The sequence below is a fragment of the Streptomyces pyxinae genome (assembly GCF_024756275.1).
GTDB classification, from domain to species: Bacteria; Actinomycetota; Actinomycetes; order Streptomycetales; family Streptomycetaceae; genus Streptomyces; species Streptomyces pyxinae.
On the sequence record NZ_JANUGQ010000005.1, the window covers coordinates 157,715 to 176,909 of the forward strand.

Sequence of the window (19,195 nt, forward strand, 5' to 3'; positions counted from 1 at the left end):
GAGCCGGGGCAGTTGGAAGAGCCGGGGGAGCCGCGAGCGGCGGCACGGCACCCGGCCGCTCGTCGAGCGGCACCCCGCCGCCATCGCCGTCGTGGGCCTCGCCCTGATGGCCCTCGTCGGACTCGGCGTCTACCACGCGGACGCTCTCCCGTTCACCGGCGGCGGCACCACCTACACCGCCGACTTCGGAGAGTCGTCCGGCCTCAACCCCGGTGACGACGTACGCATCGCCGGCGTCGAGGTCGGCACGGTCGACGCGGTCGGGCTCGATGGGCCCAAGGTGAAGGTCTCGTTCACCGTCAAGGGTGCCTGGATCGGTGAGGACAGCACCGTCGCCATCGGCATCAAGACCCTGCTCGGCTCCAAGTACCTGGCGGTCGACCCCCGGGGAGCCCGGGCGCAGGACCCCGGCCGGCGCATCCCGATCAGCCGCACCACCTCCCCGTACGACGTCCTGGACGCCCTGGGCGGCCTGGGCACGACGGTCGGACAGCTCGACAGCGCGCGGCTGGCCGAGAGCTTCACCGCCGTCTCCGGAGCCTTCCGGGACACCCCGCCGAGCGTCGGCACGGCCGTCAAGGGGCTGGCCGACCTGTCGATGACCATCGGCAGCCGGGACGCCCAGATCAGCGAGCTGCTGAAGAACAGCGACTCCGTCACCAGGACCCTCGACGCGAAGAAGACCCGCCTCGCGTCCCTGCTCGGCAACGGACGGCTGCTGCTCGCCGAGGTCCAGGACCGGCGCGCGGCCATCGCGACCCTGCTCCGGGGCGCCACCGGCCTCGGCACCGAACTGAAGGGCCTGGTGCGGGACAACGACGCCACGCTCGGACCGGCCCTGGACGCGCTGGACCGCGTCACCGGTGTGCTCGTCGAGAACAAGAAGGGACTCGACCGGATCCTCGCGAAGGCGGGCCCGTACTACCGCCTCGTCGGCAACGCCCTCGGCAACGGCCACTGGATGGACAGCTATCTGTGCGGCCTCGTCCCGAAGTCCTATCTGCCCGCGGGCACACCGCCCGCTCGCGGCTGTCTGCCGCCGACCACGTCCTGAAGGGAGCGGGGCCTTGAAATCGCCACGACCACACCTCTCACACCCCCTCGCCCTGCTGGTGCTCGGACTCGCCGCCGTCCTCACCGCGTCGGTGCTCACCGCGGTGCGGGTCCTCGGGGACGACACCACCCGGATCACCGCCTACTTCGAGCGGACGGTCGGTGTGCACCCCGGCTCCGACGTACGCGTCCTCGGCGTACGGGTCGGCGGCGTCACCTCCGTCCGCCCGGAGGCCGAACGTGTCAGGGTCACCCTGGAAGTGGACCGGGGCGTGAAGATCCCGCGGCTCGTCCGGGCCGTCGTCGTCGCGCCCAGCGTGGTCTCCGGCCGGTTCGTCCAGCTCGCCCCCGCCTACAGCGGCAGCGGACCCACCGCGGGCGACGGCGGGGTGATTCCCGTCTCGCGCACATCGACCCCCCTGGAGGTCGACGAACTCGCCAGGAGTCTCACCCAGCTCTCCGACGCGCTCGGCCCCCGGGGGGCCAACAAGGACGGCGCCCTGTCCGGGCTCGTCACCACCGGCGCGAAGAACCTCAAGGGCAACGGGGCCGACCTCGGCACCACCATCCAGCAGCTCGGCGGTGCCTCCAAGGTCCTCGGGGACTCCGGCGGCGACCTGGCGCGGACCGTGCGCCAACTCGCCTCGGTCGTCTCCGTCCTGAAGGACAACGACTCCACCGTACGCACCGTGGAACGGCAACTCGCGGATGTCACCGGCTTCCTGGCGGGGGAGAAGGCCGATCTGGCCGCCGCCTTGCGGGAACTGGGCTCCGCGCTCTCCACCGTCTCGGGCTTCCTCCGCGAAAACCGCGGCCGTCTCGCCAAGGACGTGACCAAACTGGCCACACTCACCCAATCGCTGGTCGACCAGCGCGTCTCCCTCGCCGAGGCCCTCGACACCCTGCCCCTGGCGGCCGGCAATGTGGAGAACGCCTACAACCCCGCCACCCGCACCATCGACGGCCGGGCGAACCTGCGGGAGGTGAGCGCCCTGCCGCTGCCGGCCGCCGAGACCTTCGGACCGCCACCGACCGGGCGGCGCCCATGAGCCCCCGAGCCGCCCGGATCGCCTTCGCGGTGTGCGGCGCCGCCGTCGCCACCGGCCTGGTGTTCACCGCCCGGGCCGGCCTGCCCGGCCTCCCCGGCATCGGCACCGTCCCCCTGCCCGGTGGCGCCGACCTCGGGCCGCACCCCTACACCGTGACCGCCGTCTTCCGGGACGTCACCAGCCTGTTCCCGCAGTCCGCCGTCAAGGTGAACGACGTCCCGGTGGGCCGCGTCGAGCGCATCACCGCAGGCCACGACGACTGGCTCGCCCGCGTCACCCTGCGGATCAACGGCGATGTCCGGCTGCCCCGGAACGCCTACGCCACCCTGGAACAGTCCAGCCTGCTCGGGGAGAAGTACGTCGAACTGTCGGACCCCGGCAGCCTCGCCACCCGCCCCGACCTCGCCGTCTCCGGCCGCGATACGCCCAACGCGGACGCCCCCGACCCGGACGCCCCCGGCCCGGCGGCCCCCGGCCCGGCGCCGGTGACCGCACCGGTCACGGCGCGGGAACGGGCCGTCGCGGGTGAACGGGCCGCCGGGCGGCTCTCCGACGGCGACACCATCCCGGTGGCGCGCACCAACCGCAACGCGGAGGTGGAAGAGGTCTTCGGCGCCCTGTCGATGCTCCTCAACGGCGGCGGCGTCGGGCAGCTCAACACCATCACCCGGGAGCTCGGCCAGGCCCTGGACGGCAGGCAGGGCACGGCGCGCTCCGCGCTCCGGCAGATCTCCGCCCTCGCCAGGAACCTCGACGCCCACAAGGGCGACATCACCGAAGCCCTCGACCACCTCAACACCCTCTCCGCCACCCTCGCCGCCCGTGACCAGAAGGTCGGTGCCGTCCTCACCCGGCTCAGCCCCGGGCTCAAGGTGCTCCGGGACCAGCGCGGCGGACTCGTCACCATGCTCAGGGCGCTCGACACCCTCTCCTCGACGGCCGTCACCACCATCGACCGGAGCAAGGCCGACACGGTGGCCGGCCTCAAGGCCCTCGCACCGGCCCTGAAGAGCCTCGCGGACGCCGGACAGGCGCTGCCCGACGCCCTCCAGGTGCTGGTGACCTACCCGTTCACCGACGAGGTCCTCTCCGGCGTCAGGGGCGACTACCTCAACGTCTACCTCAAGAGCACCGCCGCGCCCGGCACCACGATCCTGCCCGCGCACGGCGCCGCCGCCCCGGGCCCGGCGGCCGGGATCCTGCCGCTGCCCCCCGTGTCCGCGTCACCGGAGGGAGACGACACCCCGTGATCACCCGCCTGACCCACCTCAAGAACATCGCCTTCCTCCTCCTCGGCGCCGTCGTCCTCGCCTACATCGGCCTCCACTACGCCGACCTCGGCCGCTGGGCCGGGGCCTCGGGGACGTACACCGTGCTGGTCGAACTCGACCGGACCGGAGGTCTGTTCGACGGATCCAACGTCACCTACCGGGGCGTCGACGTCGGACGCGTCCGCACCGTCCGGCTCACCGACGACGGCGTCGAGGCGGAACTGGCCATCGACACCGCCACGCCCCGCATCCCCGCCGACCTCACCGCGAAGGTGGCCGACCTGTCCGCCGTCGGCGAGGACTACATCGACCTCGCCCCGCGCACCGGCCACGGTCCCTATCTGCGCGACGGCTCCCGTGTGCCGCGCACCGACACCACGACCCCCGCCCCCATCACCGACCTGCTCGCCAGTGTCACCTCGCTGTCGGCGTCCGTGCCCGCCGAAGAGCTGCGTACCACCGTCGACGAACTCGGCAGGGCCTTCTCCCACCAGGGCCAGAACCTCCAGGTACTCCTCGACAGCGGCAGCCGCTTCCTCGAAGCCGCCGACACCGCCTTCCCCGCCACCCGCGAGCTGCTCGTGGACTCCCGGACGGTGCTCGCCACCCAGGCGGACAGCTCCCGGGCACTCGCGGCGTTCGCCGACGGCGCCCAGCAGATCGCCCGGACGCTCAAGACCTCCGACGCCGATCTGCGCCGGCTCGTCGGCGCGGCGCCGGAGGCCGCCGAGCAGGTCACCGCGCTCCTCAAGGACACCGACCCCGGCCTGAGCGTCCTGCTCGCCAACCTCACCACCACCTCCGAGCTGTTCGTCACCCGGCAGGACGGCGTCCGCGAACTGATGGTCCGGCTGCCCCGGGTGGCCGCCAAGGGCGCCACCGCGATCACCGGCGCGGGGGTGCGGCTGGGCCTGGTCACCACCTTCTTCCAGCCACTGCCGTGCACGGCGGGATACGGCGGTACGCCCCACCGCAACGGCCTCGACACCTCCACCGGACGCGTCAACACCTCGGCCGCCTGCACCGCGTCACCCGGCAGCGGACAGAACGTGCGCGGCTCGGCCAACGCCCCGCGCGGCGGCGTCCCCGCCCCCGCCGGGCCGGGCCCCCTCGGCTCCGCCGCGCCCCTGCCCCGGCAGGGCGCGGCACACCCCGGGCCGAGCGATCTCGGCGGTCTGCTCGGTCTCGCCGAAGGAGGTGGCCGGTGACCCGCCGCTCCCTGCTGTGGACCGTGGTCCTCACGCTGGCGCTCGCGCTGTGCGGCCTCTCCGCGTGGCGCCTCCACCTGGCCCTGACCGACGAGGACACGGCGTTCGCCCGGGCCCGGGACAGCGCCCTGGCCGACGGGCGCGACCACATCGCCCGCCTCAACTCCGTCGACAGCACCCGGATCGACGCCGACATCGACGCCTGGCTGGACGCCACCACCGGCCCGCTCAGGAACGACTACGACCGGCTGCGCGCCCAGCACACGGCCGAGCTGACGAAGGCCGGCACCACGATGTCCGCCCAGGTCACCGACGCGGCCCTCACCTCACTGGACGACCGGGCGGGCACCGCCCGCCTGATCGCCACCGTCCGGGTCGAGGCGACCTCGCGCGGCGGCGGGCGCAGCACCGACCGCAAACGCTTCGAGGCGGTCCTGGCCCGGACCGGCGACGGCTGGAAGCTCACCTCGCTCTCCGCCGTCGCGGCAGGCGGACAGGAGGACCCGCGGTGACCACACCGGGAACGGCGGTCGTGGCGGCCGGGAGCGCGACCGGCGAGCGGCCGGCGCCCGCCGGCGGGCACGGCGCCCGGCGGTGGTGGGCGCCGGTGTCGGCGGCGCTCCTGCTCGCCGCCTCCGCCGCGCTGCTGCTCTCCGCGCACCTGTACGGGGCCGGGGCCCGCGCCGACACGGCGCTCACCGACGCCACGACCACCGGACAGGTGCGGGACACCGTGGAGTCGACGCTCACCACGGTGTTCAGCTACAGCCCGGCCACCCTCGACGCCACCCGCGACGCGGCACGCGACCTGCTGGGCGGTGAGGCCGCACGGCAGTACGCCGCGCTGTTCGCCCAGGTCGACCGGCGCGCGGCCGGCCAGCGGGTGACGCTCACCACCCGGGTCGTCCGCAGCGGTGTGCGGCGCATCACGCACGGCACGGCCGACGTGCTGGTCCTCCTCGACCAGCACAGCTCCCGCCCCGGCACCAAGGCCACCGTGGTGGCCGCCCAGTTGTCGGTGACCGCCCGGCTGGACGGCGGCCACTGGCGGATCACCCGGATCACGACACGATAGGCGGTGCGTTCCCATGAAAGGCCGTAACCGGCTGCCGGGAAGAAGGCGGCGGCCCGCCCGCGCCACGGAGCCGCGCGGTGGGCGCACCCGGCTCGCGCTGCCCGCGGCACTCCTCGTGGCCGCCGGGTTCGCCGCCTGGGCGTGCGCCGGCTGGTACGCGTCCGCGCACGACGAGCACGTCGCCTACAGCCGGCATCGGGACGCCGCCCTCGACGCGGCCGAACAGGGCGTGCGGAACCTTAACACCCTGGACCACACGGAACTCGACCACGGCCTGGCCCTCTGGGAGGAGTCGGCCACCGGCGATCTGCTCGGGGACCTCAGACGCAGCAGGGCCCAGTTCAGCCGACAGGTCCGGTCGGCCCGGACCACGACCAGCGCCCGGGTGCTGTCCGGCGCGCTCACCGAACTCGACGACCGGGCGGGCCGGGCGAGGGCGATGGTCGCCGTCCGCGTCACCGTCCGCACCCCCGACCGGAAGACCGCCGTCAAGGACAGCCGCATGCTCGCCGAGCTGACCCGGACGGGCGGCGGCTGGAAGCTGAACGCCCTGGGCCAGGCGCCCGTCGGAGACACGGGCACCGCGGGCCCGGACGCGGCCCCGGACGCGGAGTGAGGAGACGCCGATGCCGACCGCCCGCCATCTGGTCAACCGCAGGCGCCGTATCGACCGGCTCGACGGCCGCCCCGTGAGCCGGAGCCCGGACGCGACCGCGCACCGGCCCTCCGCCAGGGCCGCCACCCCGACCCGGTCCCGGGCCGACCGGACCGCTGCCTCCCCGACCGCCAAGTCCTCCGGACGCGGCGGGTGGTGGGCGCCCGGACTGACAGCCGTGGTGGTACTGCTCGCCGGTCTGGGCGGCTACGCGTGTCTACGGACCCGCGCCCTGGACGACCAGCCCGTCCGCCACAACACGGCGCTCACCGACACCGCCGCCACCAGCCGGGTCAAGGGCCTCGTCGACACGGCGGTGCGGGACCTCTTCTCGTACCGCTACACCGACCCGGACCGTACCCGGGCCGCCGCCAGGGACCGGCTCACCGGGGCGGCCGTGCGGCAGTACGCCGCGCTGATGGAGCAGGTCCACGCCCAGGGGCCCGCGCAGCGGCTGGTGCTCACCACCACGGTCACCGACAGCGGGGTCGAAGTCCTCGACGGTGGCCGGGCGCGGCTCCTCGTCTTCGCCGACCAGGTGAGCACCCGCACCGGCAAGGACGGGGGCGACACCGTCGCGGCGGCCATGTTCGCGGTGGACGCCGTACGGCAGGGGAGTACCTGGCGGATCGCCGGCATCGACACCTTCCGGCGCGCCCAGGACACCGGGCCGCCTCAGGAGCAGCCGCAGACCCCCCAGTCGCCGTAGGACACGCCGCGGGCCCGGCCTCGGGCCGAATCGCAGGACAAGCAGTCCGGCCAGGACAAGGAGTGACCGCCATGACATCCGGATCCCGTCCCCGCACCACCCCCCGCACCGCCCCCCGCGCCGGAACCGCCCTGGGCGGCCTGGCCCTTCTGGCGGGACTCCTCGCCACCGCCGGCTGCGGCTCCCCGCCCGCTCCCGGGCACCGGTCCGAGCCCCAGGTGAAGTGGGCCTCCGGCGTCTGCCGTCACCTGGACACCAGTGGCTCCCGGCTGACCGTGCCGAAGCTGGACGAGAAACGGCCCGCCGCGGCACGGCAGCAGCTGGTGACGTTCCTGACCACCGTCGACCAGCGGCTCGGCGCCGTGCGGGCCGCCATGAAACGGGACGGTGCCCCGCCCGTCAGCGGTGGGCAGGCCGCCTTCGACCAGGCCATGCGGAATCTCGACGGTGTCCGGGCCCGGCTCGGCACCGCCACCGCCGGTCTGGCGAAGGCCGAGGTCACCGACCCGGCCTCGCTGCGGAGCGCGCTGCGGACGGCGGGGGCGCCGTTGCGCACCCTCGGCACCTACCAGGGGCCCGCGCACGACCTGAAGAGCCAGGTACCCGAGCTGAAGAAGGCGTTCGCCGGCAACCCCGACTGCGTCGGGGCCGACGGGACCGTCCAGGGCGACTGAGAAGGAGGCCAGGGCCATGCGCGAGACTCCCGTCAGAACCGGTACCAGTACCAGTACCAGTACCGGGACTGGCCCCGTAGCGGGCCGTCCCGGCACCGACGCCCCCGAAACGCCGGTCGGGACCGAGCCGTTGAGCGGCGGCGGCCCCCCGGACGCGGCCCGGCCGGTGGAGGGGGCCGGCCCCCCGGACGGGTCCGGGGAACCGGCCCCGCCCGATGCGCCGACCCCGCCCGATCGGTCGACCCCGCCCGTACCACCGGCCCGGCCCGTACAACCGGCCCGGCCCACACCACGGACCCCGCCCGAACAACCGGACCACGGTCGGCCGTTGGGTGGTGGTGGGCCGTCCGACGCCGCCGGGTCCCCGCCGGAGGGGGCGGGAGAGCCACCAGGGGGTGTCCCGGCGTCCGGCGCGCTCCGCGACCGCCTGTCCGACCGCACCCCCGCCCAGCGCGTCATCGCCGGTACGGCGACGGTGCTGGTCGCCCTCGCGCTCGTGCTGCACACCGTGGCGACCTTCCTCACCGTCGCCCCCGCCAACGCGGTGACCGCCGGCCAGGGCGACCGCGTCCGCGCCTACATGGGACCCGAGTTCAAGCAGAGCTGGCAGCTGTTCTCGCCCGACATCACCCGCACCATGGACCGGGTGTACGCGCGCCGCCAACTGCGCGCCCCGGACGGCTCGGTCACCACCACCGACTGGACCGACCTGACCGGCGCCGACCTGGACGAGCTGCGAGGCAACCTGATGCCGAGCCGCATCCGCCAGCAGCTCAACAACGCCTGGAGCACCCTCGCCGGCAGCCATGACGCCGCCCAGCGCCCGCTGGGGCAGCGCGGTCTCGACAGCGAGCAGTACCTCAAGCGGCTGGCCCTCACCCGGACCCCCGCACCGCCGGCGGGCTCCCGCGTCGTGCGCCTCCAGTTCCGGGACATCGTCACCACCGTGCCCGCGCCGCCGTGGCAGCAGAGCCAGGCCGTGCCGGAGCCGACGGTGCGGACCACGCCCTGGTGGCCGGTGGGCCCGGCCGATCTCGCGGAAGGGCACCGGGCATGAGCGGTTCACCCGGCCTCGCGGACGCACCGGTCCGCCGGGCCCTCGACTGGGCCTGCGATCCGTACCGCTGGAGGTACCAGGCAGCGGCCGTGCGGATCGGCATGGCGCTGACCTGGCTGATCCTGTTGCTGCACGAATTCCCCCGGCGCGGGCGGCTCTGGGGCCCGGACGCCGCCTGGAGCTGGCAGCTCGCCCAGCGCCAGCTGGAGGAGTCCCACGCCTTCAGCGTGCTGCTCTGGTGGCCCGGTGAGCTGTGGTTCGAGGCGTTCTACGCACTGTCCGTCGCCGTCGCCGCGGCGCTGCTGGTGGGCTGGCGCACCCGCACCATGTCATTCCTCTTCCTGATCTGTGTCCTCTCGCTCGACCACCGCAACGAATGGGTCCTCAACGCCGGTGACACCGTCTTCCGGCTCACCGCGGTCTACCTGGTGTTCATGCGGCCCGGCCGGGTGTGGTCCCTCGACGCCCGGCGCGCGGGGCGGCCGGTCCGCCGCGACCGGACCGGCCCGGTGCTCTGGGCCCTGTGCGGCCTCGTGCTGGCGTACCTCACCCTCGGCGCGATCCTGACGGGCGGCTGGTCGCTCGTCCTGTGGCTGTACTGGCTGGCGCACGCGGTGCGCGCGATCGGGGACCGGCACGAGGGGACGCGCGGCACACTGGACCTGATCGGGGACATCGTCCACAACGCCGCCGTCGTCATGCTGATGATCCAGGTGTGTCTGGTCTACGCGACGGCGGGCTGGTACAAGATCCAGGGCCGTCAGTGGCAGGACGGCTCCGGGGTGTACTGGGGGCTCGGGCTGGACTGGCTGACGCCCTTCCCGTCCCTCACCCAGCTGATCACCTCGCACGCCCTGCTCGTCCTGGCGCTCTCCTACGGCACGGTCGTCCTGCAAGTGGCCTTTCCCTTCGGGGTGTTCAACCGGCGCCTGAAGAATGTCATGCTGGCCCTGATGTTCGCCGAGCACATCGGCATCGGGGTGCTGATGGGGCTGTTCTACTTCTCGCTGTCGATGATCGTGGCGGACCTGGTCTTCCTGCCCACCGGCTTTCTGCTGGGCGCCGCGGAGTACGGCCGGCGGGCGGTGCGCCGGGCCCGGCCGGCGGTGCCGCGCCGGCCGGCGGGTGAAGCGGCCGGTGAGTCCGGGCCGCCGTGGCGCGACCCCGGGGGCGTACCGGCCAAGACCTGAACCGGCCCGGGACAGCCGCGGGAGAGTCGTGGGACAGCTGCGGGAAAGGCGTGGGGCGGGCCCTGTCGGACAGGGCCCGCCCCACGGCGCGTACACCGGACCGCTTGCCGCTCACCCCTGCTTCAGGGTCAGGTCCATCGTGTTGTCCGGCCCGCTGACCGCCGCGCTGATCGCGTCGTTGAACAGGCCGCAGCCCGTCAGAGGCGGCAGGGTGTAGGTGCCCTTGAAGCGAGTGGGGCCGGCGGCCGTCGAGGCGAGCGACAGGTCGAAGGGACCGGTCGTGCGGCAGCTCTCACCGCCGCCGACGGGCAGCCCGAACAGCGTCACCTGCGGCACCGTCATGGTCGTCGGCTGGCGCAGTGTCTCGCCCGCGGTGTCGGAGTAGGAGCCGGAGGCCTTGTCCTCCGGGGTGAAGCGGTAGGTGGCGGTGGCCGGCAGGAAGCCCAGCAGGGTGAGGGGACCGCCGGTGGAGTCCAGCCGCAGCTCGCCCCGGGTGCTGCCTGCCTTGCCGTCCTTGGGTGTGTACGTGGCGTTGTACGTGCCCCGTACCGGCGCGCCGCCGGCCGTCGCCTTGAGCAGGGTGGAGCCGTCGGCGGAGTAGACGCGGGTGAACGGTGTGGGGGGCGGGGTCGTCGGCGGGGCGGTCGGTGAGGTGGCGGGGACGACTCTGATCGTGTGCAGCGTCGTGTTCTGGTCGGGCGGATCGAGGGTGCAGACCGACTCGAACGTGTCGATGGCGGTCTTGTTCCCTTGGGCGTCCCGTGGCGTCAGCCTCAGCTGGAGCCCGGTCACCTCGATGCTCACGGTGCCCGGCGAACCGAAGGACAGCGGCGGGGTCTGGCCGTCCGCGTCGACGGTGAACGGTCCGGGCGAGTCGGGGAGACGGGTCTTGTGCAGGGTGTTGTCGACCGTCAGGCTGAGCGGTCCGTCGGGGGTGCGCACGGTGACGGCCGCCGTCGCGGTGCCTTCCACGGTGACCCCGCCGACCGTGGTGAGCCCCTCGGCGGCCCGCGCGCTCACCGTGGAGACCGAGCGGATCCTCAGGACGCCGGTGGACGTGTCCACCGGAATCGTGTCGGGCATCTCGGTGGAGATGTCCACGGTGACGGGATCGGCTTCGAGGAGGGGGAAGACACAGCTGTACGTCTGCCTGAGATGCACCGGCACCGGCACCGCGCCGGCCGGGGCGGCGCCGGCGAACGTGAGGAGGCCGGCCAGGGCGCCGGCTGCTGCGAACCCGCTCACGGCGGTCTGTCCGGCCGCGGTCTTACGCATGTGCATGGCTGCCTCTCTGGGGGGATCTGCACGCGGGACGACAAGGGAGGGGAGGGCTGGGGAGGGGAGGGACGCGGGGTCCGGGCGACGGCGACGGGGGACGGCCCCCGGCGCCAGGGGCGGGGGGCCGTCGTGGGTGGGACCGTGCGCGGTGCCGTGGCTCAGCTCTTCTTGGCGAGCGCGAGGTCGATCGTGTTGCCGGGGCCCGCGGTGAAGGCGCTGATGATGTCGTTCAGCCCACCGCAGCCCTGGAGCGCGGGCAGGGTGTACGTGCCCTTCAGCTTGCCGCCCTCCAGGGGCTTGAAGGGGCCGTCGGACTTCAGGTCGATGTCGGCGGGGGTGGTGGTCTTGCAGGTGTCACCGCCGCCGATGGGCAGCCCGAAGACGGAGACGCTCGGCAGCTTCACGTACATCCGGGACTTGGTGGTGAGGTCACCGGCGGTGTTCAGGGTGCCGGTGGTCTTGCCGACCTGCTCGAAGGCGACCTTCGAGGTCACGGGGAGGAACCCCAGGATGGCGAAGTTGCCGGAGGTGGGGTTGAGCGTCAGGTCCGCGTCGTACGAGCCCTTGTCGATGTCGTAGTCCGCCTCGATCCCGCCGGTCAGCGGCACGGTGCCGTTGGGCGCCTTGATGGCGGAGTTGCCGGTGAGGCCGTAGCTCAGATGGACGGGACCGCCCGGACCGGTGGTGGATCCGGTGGGGTTGGTGGTGGATCCGGTGGGGTTGGTGGTGGTGCCGGTGGGGTTGGTGGTGGAGCCCGTGGGGTTGGTGGTGGATCCGGTCGGGTTGGTGGTGGAGCCCGTGGGGTTGGTGGTGGAGCCCGTGGGGTTGGTGGTGGAGCCCGTGGGGTTGGTGGTGGACCCGGTGGGGTTGGTGGTCGATCCGGTGGGGTTGGTGGTCGAGCCCGTGGGGTTGGTGGTGGAACCGCCGTCCGTCACCTTGAACCTGGCGAGTACCTTGTCCGTCGACGTGAGGGTGCACTTCGCGTCGAACGAGTCCTGACCGCTGACCAGTTGGACCGGCTTGCCGGAGGCGTCCCGCGCGACGAGGCCGTGCAGGTCGATGCCGTTGACCTGGATGTCGCCGTCCCCGGCCTTGTCGAACGTCAGGGACGGGGACCTGCCCGCCGCGCTGACCGTGAACGCGGCGGCCGGGCTCGGGATGTTGGTCTTCCCGAAGGTGTTCTCCACCTTGATCCCGGTGAGCGGGCCCGACGGGGTGTTCACCGTGACGTCGGCGGTGGCCGCGCCCTCCAGCGTCTTGGCCCCCACCAGGCCGAGCCCCTGGGCCGCCCGCGCGCTGACCTCGGTCGGCGAGTCGATCCGGAACGACGGCACGGGCTGGCCCACACCGATGGAGCCGGGGATGTCCGCCTTGATCGTGACGTGGATCGGGTCCTCGTTGATCAGCGGGAAGGCGCAGGTGTAGTCCTGCCTGAGCGTGACCGGGTCGGCCGATGCCGGACCCGCCACCGTCAGGGTCACCATCGCGGCGACCACGCCGGTGGCGCTGGTGAGGGCGAGGGCGGAGACCGTCCGGCGACTCCGGGTACTGCTTGCGCTCATGATCTGCCTCTCGTGAAATCCGGGGCGGGCAGCGGTGGTTGCTGCTTCGGGAATGCTTCGGGGGTGTTACCCGAAGGGAAACTACTGAGGGGTAAGGTCCTCGGCAAGAGAAAAGACAAGGCCGGACGCCCGGCAATTCATCATTGACGGGTGATGATGAAATCCCGGCTTTTCTTCATCACCCGGTGTTGTGGTTCGCCGGCCGGGCGCGTGTGATACCGCACTCGGGGCGGACGCATATTGACCCCCTGCCGCGCGGTGCGTACTTTCCCGGACGGGGCCGGGGGCCCGGAGCGGGCGGCTTCGGCGCGCCGGGTGCTGTGCGCGGCCGCCGCTCCGTTCCGGCCGGGCCCCCGGTGCGGCGAGGTGACGGAACCCGCGGGAGGAACCGTCCCCGCCGAAGGAAGAACGTCTGAATCGAGAGGTGAGATGACCCCCTATCGGACTGTCATGGTCGGCACGGACGGCTCCGACTCGTCGTTCGCGGCGGTCGAGGGGGCGGCCCGGCTCGCCGCCGCCTTCGCGGCCGACCTCGTCGTCACCTGCGCGTATCTGCCGATGCGCGGGCCGGAGCTGGAGCGGGCGCGGGAGCAGCTGCGCGACGAGGCCCACCAGGTGATGGGCTCGGCGCCCGCCGAGGACACCCTGCGCACCGCCCGGGACCGGGCCCGCGCCCAGGGCGCGACGAAGGTGCGGACGGTCGCGGTGCCCGGTGAACCCGTCACCGCCCTCGTGCGGACGGCGCGGGAGTGCTCGGCCGACCTGCTGGTCGTCGGCAACCGGGGCCTGCGCTCCCTCGCCGGGCGCCTCCTCGGCTCCGTACCGGCGGATGTCGCCCGCAAGGCGGGTCTCGACGTGCTGATCGTCCACACCACATGAGCGCGGCGGAAGCGGCGGACCCGCTCGGCGCCGACGCGCTGCGCCGGGCGATCGAGGAGGTGCTGCTCGGTGGCGGCCGTGCCTGGACGCGGCGGGAGATCGCCGAGCGGTCCGGGGTGGCGCTCGACCGGACCGTGCAGATCTGGCGCGCCCTCGGGTTCCCGGAGGCCGAGGACGGCGACCGGGTGTTCACCGACGCCGACGTGGAGGCCCTGCGCGCGGGCGAGCGGCTCATCGAGGCCGGGCTGATCACCGAGGAGAGCGAGACGATGATGGCGCGTGCGCTCGGTCATCATCTGTCCCGGCTCGCCGAATGGCAGGTGGACACCCTCTGGGCCTGGCTGAGGCGCGACGCGGGCACCCTGGCGGACGGGGACGAGCTGATCGTCCGGGCCGCCGGGCTGCTGCCCGAGATGGAGCTGATGCAGCAGCATGTGTGGCGCCGGCATCTCGCGGCGTACGCGGGACGGGCGCTCACCGAGGCGGCGGGGGAACAGGCGGCGGGGCCGGGTAACGAGGCCCCGCCGTCCGTGGCGTACGGCTCCCGCTCCGCGGCCACGGCGGACGAGGGCGCCGCGCCGTCGGCCGGCGCGCCGGCTCCGTCGCCCGAGTGGGGCGACGTCCGCGACCGGGCCGTGGGGTTCACCGACATGGTCGGCTACACCCGGCTGAGCCGGGGGCTCGACGGCGCCGAACTCGGCCGGGTCATCGACCGGTTCGAGAGCCTGACCGGGGGCGTGGTCGCGGACGGGCGCGGCCGGGTGGTGAAGACCATCGGTGACGAGATCTTCTTCGTGTGCGACGCGGCGTCCGACGCCGCCGACATCGCGCTGGAGATCATCGCGCGGGCCGGCCGGGAGGCGGGCCTGCCGCAGCTGCGGACCGGCCTGGCCCACGGGCCCGTCCTCAGCCGTTTCGGTGATCTGTTCGGGCCGGCGGTCAATGTCGCGGCCCGGCTCACCGCGCTGGCCCGGCCCGACACCGTCCTGGTCGACACGGTGTTCGCCGGGGAGCTGGCGGGCCGGAGCGGTTACGAGCTGCGGGCGCTCCGCCCGGTGCCGGTACGCGGTTACAGCCGGCTCCGCCCGGTGTCGCTGCGCCGCGCGAACGGGGACGCGGGCCGTCGGGCGCGGGCGTAAGGCCCTCCGGGCGCGGGTGTAAGGCCCTCCGGGCGCCGAGCACCGGGCACGGGCGTGAGCCGTAGCGGCGGGGTCGGGCCGGCGGCCACCTCACCCGGCGGGCCCACCACGTCACCACGTCACCCCGACGACGCGCGCGCCCGTGCCTGCGCCCACCCGGCCCGGGCGCGCCGGCCCGGTGCCCGGCCCCGCCCGGTGCCTACGAGGCCGGCGCCCGCGTGGCCGCGCTCCGCCGGCTCCGCCGCCGTACCAGCCAGGTCCCCGCGACCGCCGCCAGGAGGACGGCGATCAGCAGGAGCACACCCCAGCTGACCGTCCGGTAGCCGACGCCGGTGCTCTGCGCGAGCAGGCCCTCGCTGTCGCTCGCGGTCACCTCGACGCGGCCCCAGTCGAGGAACGGCGGCCCGCTCCAGCGCTCCGAGACATGGACGCGTTGTCCCGGCATCAGCTCGGCGGGCAGCCGGTGCGGCTCGGGTGTGAACGAGGCCCGCCCGAACAGCCCGGTGGCCCGGAGACCGACCCGCGGCGACAGCATGACGTTGCCGCTGTTGACCAGCTCGTACGAGACGGTGGCCGTCCGCTCGCCGCCCGGGAACCACGGGGCGGCGTACGAGAAGCGGGCGCCGCGCACCTCGAGGCCGGGCTGCCGCTTCCCGCTGACGCGCAGGTAGACGCGCGAGCCGACCGCCTGCCGCACGGCCACACCCTCGCGGGCGCTCCGGGACAGCCGCTGGTCGACGGCGACGACCGCGCCGGGATGGTCGCCCGGCTGCGCGTCGCGGGGCACCCGCAGCGTGAAGGGCACGGTGACCTGACCGTGCCCGGCGACCCGCACCGTGGTGTGGTCCAGGCGCGTCCAACGGCCCACGCCCGTCATCCGCTCGCCCTGGTCGCGTACCGCGAACCCGCCGTCGCGCGGGGTGTTGTAGCCGTCGGCCGCGTACAGCAGGAAGGTGACGGGCGTGGCTCGCAGATTGCGGAGCGTCACCTTGTCGCGGAGGGTCGCGCCGGGGGCGGCGGCGAGCCGGAAGTAGGCGCGCCCCCCGGGTGTCCCGGCGGGGAAGACGGACCACTGGCCGTTGTCGGCGGCGTGGGCGGCGGGCGCGGCGAGCACGGGCAGGGCGGCCGCGCACAGGAGCGTGAGCAGGGCGAGGGCGGCGGACGCCGGCCGGCGCCACCGGGCGCGGGCCGGAACGGATGGGAAGTGCACGGCGGTTCACCTCGGGGAAGGGGGAGGGGACGGGAAGGGGCCGGCCGCACGGGGCGGCCGGCCCGCAAGTGTGTCCCGGGTGGCTCCGGGACCGGACGGCTCAGGTCAGGGTGAGGGTGAGCACGGCCTTGTAGTCGCCCGCCGCCGCGTCGGCCGGGACGTTCAGGTCGAGGCCGCTGTCGACGGTGAACTTGCCGCCGGTGGCCGCCCCGTCCGGAGCGCTCGCGAGGGTGGCGCCGGTGCTGCCGACCGGCCCCGCCGTGCCCGGGGCGCAGTTGCTGGCGGAGCCGGGCGCCGGAGTGCAGGACGGCTTCCAGCTGAGCTTGCCGGCGGCGATCTTGCCGCCACCGGCGGTGGTGAAGTCGGTGACCTTGCCGGTCAGGGACCAGCCCTTGGTGCCATTGCGCTGGTCGCTGACGGTCACGGTCTGGAGCTTGCCGGAGGAGACACCGCCCTTGCCCTGGTCCACCGGGGAGAGCGCCACGGAGTCACCGGCCTGCGTCATCGACAGGCTGCCGGTGCCGCTGCCGGGCTTGACCGTGGTGGTGAGGTTCTGGTCGGCGGACGACCCCGTGGGGTTGGGATTGGTGGGACTGACCGGGTTGGTGGGGTTGGTCGGACTGGTGGGGTTGGTCGGGTTAGTGGGGTTGACGGGGTTGGTCGGGTTGGTCGGGTTCGTGGGATTGGTGGGGTTGGCCGGGTCGGTGGTGGTGCCCTTGGTGATGGTGAACGAGGCGAGGGTCTTGTCCGTCGACGTCAGCTTGCACGTCACGTCGAACGAGTCCTGTCCCGTGACGAGCTGGATGGGCTTGCCGTTGGCGTCCCGCACGATCATGTCGTGCAGCCGGATCGAGTTGACCTCGATGCGACCGTTGCCCGGCGTGTTGAAGGTGAGGGACGGCGCCTTGCCCTTGGCCGGTACGTGGAAGTCGGCGGGCGGGTTCGGCACCGGCGTCTTCGTCACGGAGTTCTCGACCTTGATGCCGGTGAGCGGCCCGTCCGGGGTGACGACGGTGACATCGGCGGTCGCCTGGCCCTCGATGCTCTTGCCGCCGACCAGGCCCATGCCCTGCGCGGCGCGCGAGCTCACCAGGGTGTCCGTGGTGACCTCGAACGCGGGCGAGGGCTTGCCGGCCTCAAGGGACTTGGGGATGTCCGCCGTGATGGTCGCGGTGATCGGGTCGTTGTTGATCAGCGGGAAGACGCAGTCGTACTTCTGCACCAGTTTGACCGGGTCCGCGGCGGCCGGGCTCGCGGTGACGAGGCCGACCATGCCCGCGAACAGGCCGCCGGTGGCGAGCGCGGCGAGAGCGGAGTTCGCCGCGCGCTTTCGGTGAGTACTCATGAGATGCCTCTCGTGAGTCACTCCGCCGCCGACCCCCGGAAAGGCCGAAGGCCCAGGATTTCCCGGGGGACAGGAGCGGGTGAAGGACGGGAAACGCGGAGAAGTCCGTGTTTCGGCTGCGTAACGTACTGGCGGGTAAGCTGCGGGTCAAGGCGCCGGGAAATAATGGGGTCCGGTTATGGGGAAAGCCCTTTCGTGCTGTCACCGGCGTGAGTATTCGGGACCCTTTCTTCCTCACTCGCGGACGGTCGCGGGCGGGGGTTGCGGCCGAGTGACAAAGTGGTCTCCCCGATTGCTCACTCCCTTCGTAAAAGCCCTGCATTCGTCACTTATTCATTGACCCCGCGCTGTACGGCGGAGTAACTTTTCAGGCCGGTATCCGGTTGCCAGGTGCTTTCCCCTGCCCTGTCGATTCGTCATCCGCTCGCGCGCTGCCGGCGAGTGACGTGCCCCGTCCGTGAGCCGCCGTTCCCCCCGAGCCGCCGCACCGCGTCCGGCCGATCCGAGGAGGCCGATCCATGCCCGCATCTCTCAGGCGCCCCCGCGCCGTGACGGTCCTTGCCCTGTCCGTCACCGGGGCGCTCGGTCTCGTCGGCGCGCTCACCCCGCCCGTCGCCCGGGCCGCCTCCGAAACCCCGGCGGTCGCGCCGGAACGAGGACCCGCGACCGCCGTGTCCCCGCCGAGCGACGACTTCTACGTACCGCCCGGTCCGCTGCCCGCCGGCCGGCCCGGTGACGTCATCCGCTCCCGCAAGGTCGATCTGCCGCAGCCCACTCCGAACCGGCTCGCCGACACCTGGCAGGTGATGTACCTGTCGACGGACGCCCTCGGCCGTCCCGACGCGGTGACCGGCACCGTCCTCGTCCCCCGGGGCGCGGACCCCGCGACCCTCCCCGTCATCGGCTGGGCGCCCGGCACCCAGGGCCCGGCCTTCCGCTGCACCGCCTCCCGCATGATCGCCAGGGGCGCGCTGTACGAGCAGTGGGTCGTCAACTCCATGCTCGCCTCGGGCTACGCGGTCGCCATCACCGACTACGAGGGCTACCGGCCGGACCCGGAAACCACCTATGTCGTCGGCAAGTCCATGGGGCCCGCGCTCATCGACGCCGTACGGGCCGCGCAGCGGCTGCCCGCGACCGGTCTGTCCCCGGCCGCCAAGGTGGTCTTCCGCGGCTACTCGCAGGGCGGCGGCGCCGCCCTGTGGGCGGGGGAGACCCAACCCGGCTACGCGCCCGAGCTGAACGTCAAGGGTGTCGTCGCCGGCGGTGTCCCCGCCAGCCTCGTCGATGTGGCGCTGCCCCTCAACGGCGGCCCCGGCTCGGGCTTCCTGCTCGACGCCCTCATCGGTCTCGACCACGCCTACCCCGAGTTGAGGCTCGACGACGCCCTCAACGACGCGGGACGCGCCGCCGTGGCGGACCTGGAGAAGGACGCCTGTGCCCTGGACCTCCTCACCACGTACGCCAACAAGTCGCTGTCCGACCTCACCACGCGCAGCCCGCTGGCCGACCCGGCGTGGCAGAAGCGGTACACCGAGAACACCCTGGGCGGCTCGACCCAGCTCAAGGTGCCGGTCTACCTGTACCACGCCACCCGGGACAGCCTGGTCGACGCCGGCCAGGCCGGCCGGCTGCGCGGCAGTCTGTGCCGGCTCGGCGCCGAGGTGACCTGGAAGGCGTACGACACCGATGCCCTCGCCCCGGTCAAGAACCACCTGTGGCCCATCCAGGCCGGCAACGCCGAGGCGGCGGCCTTCGTCGCCGATCGCCTCGCGGACAAGCCGGCCACCTCGAACTGCTGACCGGGCCGCCGCCCGGCCGACTCCGCTCCCTCCCCCCAC

General features: G+C 73.5%; 18 protein-coding genes. 14 read left to right on the top strand and 4 right to left on the bottom strand.

What is annotated here, in order from left to right; translation table 11 throughout:
* Nucleotides 1-106: 106 nt before the first annotated feature.
* The 11 genes from NX801_RS08640 (at nt 107) to NX801_RS08690 (ending at nt 9,941) form a co-directional block, all read left to right on the top strand.
* Nucleotides 107-1,054 carry an MCE family protein gene (locus NX801_RS08640; RefSeq protein ID WP_258786738.1) on the top strand — a complete coding sequence of 316 codons (948 nt, stop codon included), beginning with the start codon at nt 107-109 and terminating at the stop codon, nt 1,052-1,054.
* Nucleotides 1,055-1,067: 13 nt separating this feature from the next.
* Nucleotides 1,068-2,102 (top strand): MCE family protein, encoded by a 1,035-nt coding sequence (locus NX801_RS08645; RefSeq protein ID WP_258786613.1) that lies wholly within the window; start codon nt 1,068-1,070, stop codon nt 2,100-2,102.
* On the top strand, nt 2,099-3,352 hold the full coding sequence (locus NX801_RS08650; RefSeq protein ID WP_258786614.1) for an MlaD family protein: 1,254 nt from the start codon (nt 2,099-2,101) through the stop codon (nt 3,350-3,352). The genes NX801_RS08645 and NX801_RS08650 overlap by 4 nt, the downstream gene beginning before the upstream one ends.
* Entirely contained in the window at nt 3,349-4,581 is a 1,233-nt protein-coding gene (locus tag NX801_RS08655) for an MCE family protein (RefSeq protein ID WP_258786615.1), read from the top strand. Before NX801_RS08650 ends, NX801_RS08655 begins: the two co-directional genes overlap by 4 nt.
* A complete protein-coding gene (locus NX801_RS08660) occupies nt 4,578-5,093 on the top strand; it encodes a hypothetical protein (RefSeq protein ID WP_258786616.1) in 516 nt (171 codons plus the stop codon). The genes NX801_RS08655 and NX801_RS08660 overlap by 4 nt, the downstream gene beginning before the upstream one ends.
* Nucleotides 5,090-5,656, top strand: coding sequence for a hypothetical protein (locus tag NX801_RS08665; protein ID WP_258786618.1), 567 nt, complete (start codon nt 5,090-5,092; stop codon nt 5,654-5,656). The genes NX801_RS08660 and NX801_RS08665 overlap by 4 nt, the downstream gene beginning before the upstream one ends.
* 13 nt (nt 5,657-5,669) lie before the next feature.
* Complete coding sequence (locus NX801_RS08670; RefSeq protein ID WP_258786619.1) at nt 5,670-6,272, top strand: nuclear transport factor 2 family protein; 603 nt, start codon at nt 5,670-5,672, stop codon at nt 6,270-6,272.
* Between the two features lie 10 nt (nt 6,273-6,282).
* Nucleotides 6,283-7,020 carry a hypothetical protein gene (locus NX801_RS08675; protein ID WP_258786620.1) on the top strand — a complete coding sequence of 246 codons (738 nt, stop codon included), beginning with the start codon at nt 6,283-6,285 and terminating at the stop codon, nt 7,018-7,020.
* A gap of 71 nt (nt 7,021-7,091) precedes the next feature.
* Complete coding sequence (locus NX801_RS08680) at nt 7,092-7,694, top strand: hypothetical protein (RefSeq protein WP_258786621.1); 603 nt, start codon at nt 7,092-7,094, stop codon at nt 7,692-7,694.
* A gap of 328 nt (nt 7,695-8,022) precedes the next feature.
* A complete protein-coding gene (locus tag NX801_RS08685) occupies nt 8,023-8,751 on the top strand; it encodes a DUF5819 family protein (RefSeq protein WP_258786622.1) in 729 nt (242 codons plus the stop codon).
* Nucleotides 8,748-9,941, top strand: coding sequence for an HTTM domain-containing protein (locus tag NX801_RS08690; protein ID WP_258786623.1), 1,194 nt, complete (start codon nt 8,748-8,750; stop codon nt 9,939-9,941). The genes NX801_RS08685 and NX801_RS08690 overlap by 4 nt, the downstream gene beginning before the upstream one ends.
* Nucleotides 9,942-10,052: 111 nt before the next feature.
* On the opposite strand, the gene NX801_RS08695 is transcribed toward NX801_RS08690, so the two are convergent.
* Together NX801_RS08695 and NX801_RS30730 are read right to left on the bottom strand one after the other, a co-directional pair.
* Nucleotides 10,053-11,222 carry a DUF6801 domain-containing protein gene (locus NX801_RS08695; protein WP_258786624.1) on the bottom strand — a complete coding sequence of 390 codons (1,170 nt, stop codon included), beginning with the start codon at nt 11,220-11,222 and terminating at the stop codon, nt 10,053-10,055.
* 155 nt (nt 11,223-11,377) lie between these two features.
* Nucleotides 11,378-12,781, bottom strand: a complete 1,404-nt coding sequence (locus NX801_RS30730) for a DUF6801 domain-containing protein (protein ID WP_309505805.1) — start codon at nt 12,779-12,781, stop codon at nt 11,378-11,380.
* Nucleotides 12,782-13,210: 429 nt separating this feature from the next.
* Here NX801_RS30730 and NX801_RS08705 point away from each other — a divergent pair, with 429 nt between their 5' ends.
* Entirely contained in the window at nt 13,211-13,660 is a 450-nt protein-coding gene (locus NX801_RS08705) for a universal stress protein (protein ID WP_258786625.1), read from the top strand.
* Nucleotides 13,657-14,799, top strand: a complete 1,143-nt coding sequence (locus tag NX801_RS08710) for an adenylate/guanylate cyclase domain-containing protein (protein WP_258786626.1) — start codon at nt 13,657-13,659, stop codon at nt 14,797-14,799. The genes NX801_RS08705 and NX801_RS08710 overlap by 4 nt, the downstream gene beginning before the upstream one ends.
* A 199-nt stretch (nt 14,800-14,998) precedes the next feature.
* On the opposite strand, the gene NX801_RS08715 is transcribed toward NX801_RS08710, so the two are convergent.
* Both NX801_RS08715 and NX801_RS08720 read right to left on the bottom strand, forming a co-directional pair.
* Nucleotides 14,999-16,009, bottom strand: a complete 1,011-nt coding sequence (locus NX801_RS08715; RefSeq protein ID WP_258786627.1) for a COG1470 family protein — start codon at nt 16,007-16,009, stop codon at nt 14,999-15,001.
* Nucleotides 16,010-16,109: 100 nt separating this feature from the next.
* Nucleotides 16,110-17,354 carry a DUF6801 domain-containing protein gene (locus NX801_RS08720; RefSeq protein ID WP_258786628.1) on the bottom strand — a complete coding sequence of 415 codons (1,245 nt, stop codon included), beginning with the start codon at nt 17,352-17,354 and terminating at the stop codon, nt 16,110-16,112.
* A 518-nt stretch (nt 17,355-17,872) separates the two neighbouring features.
* Between NX801_RS08720 and NX801_RS08725 the strand changes: the two genes are divergently transcribed.
* Nucleotides 17,873-19,156, top strand: coding sequence for a lipase family protein (locus NX801_RS08725; protein WP_258786629.1), 1,284 nt, complete (start codon nt 17,873-17,875; stop codon nt 19,154-19,156).
* Nucleotides 19,157-19,195: the final 39 nt, after the last annotated feature.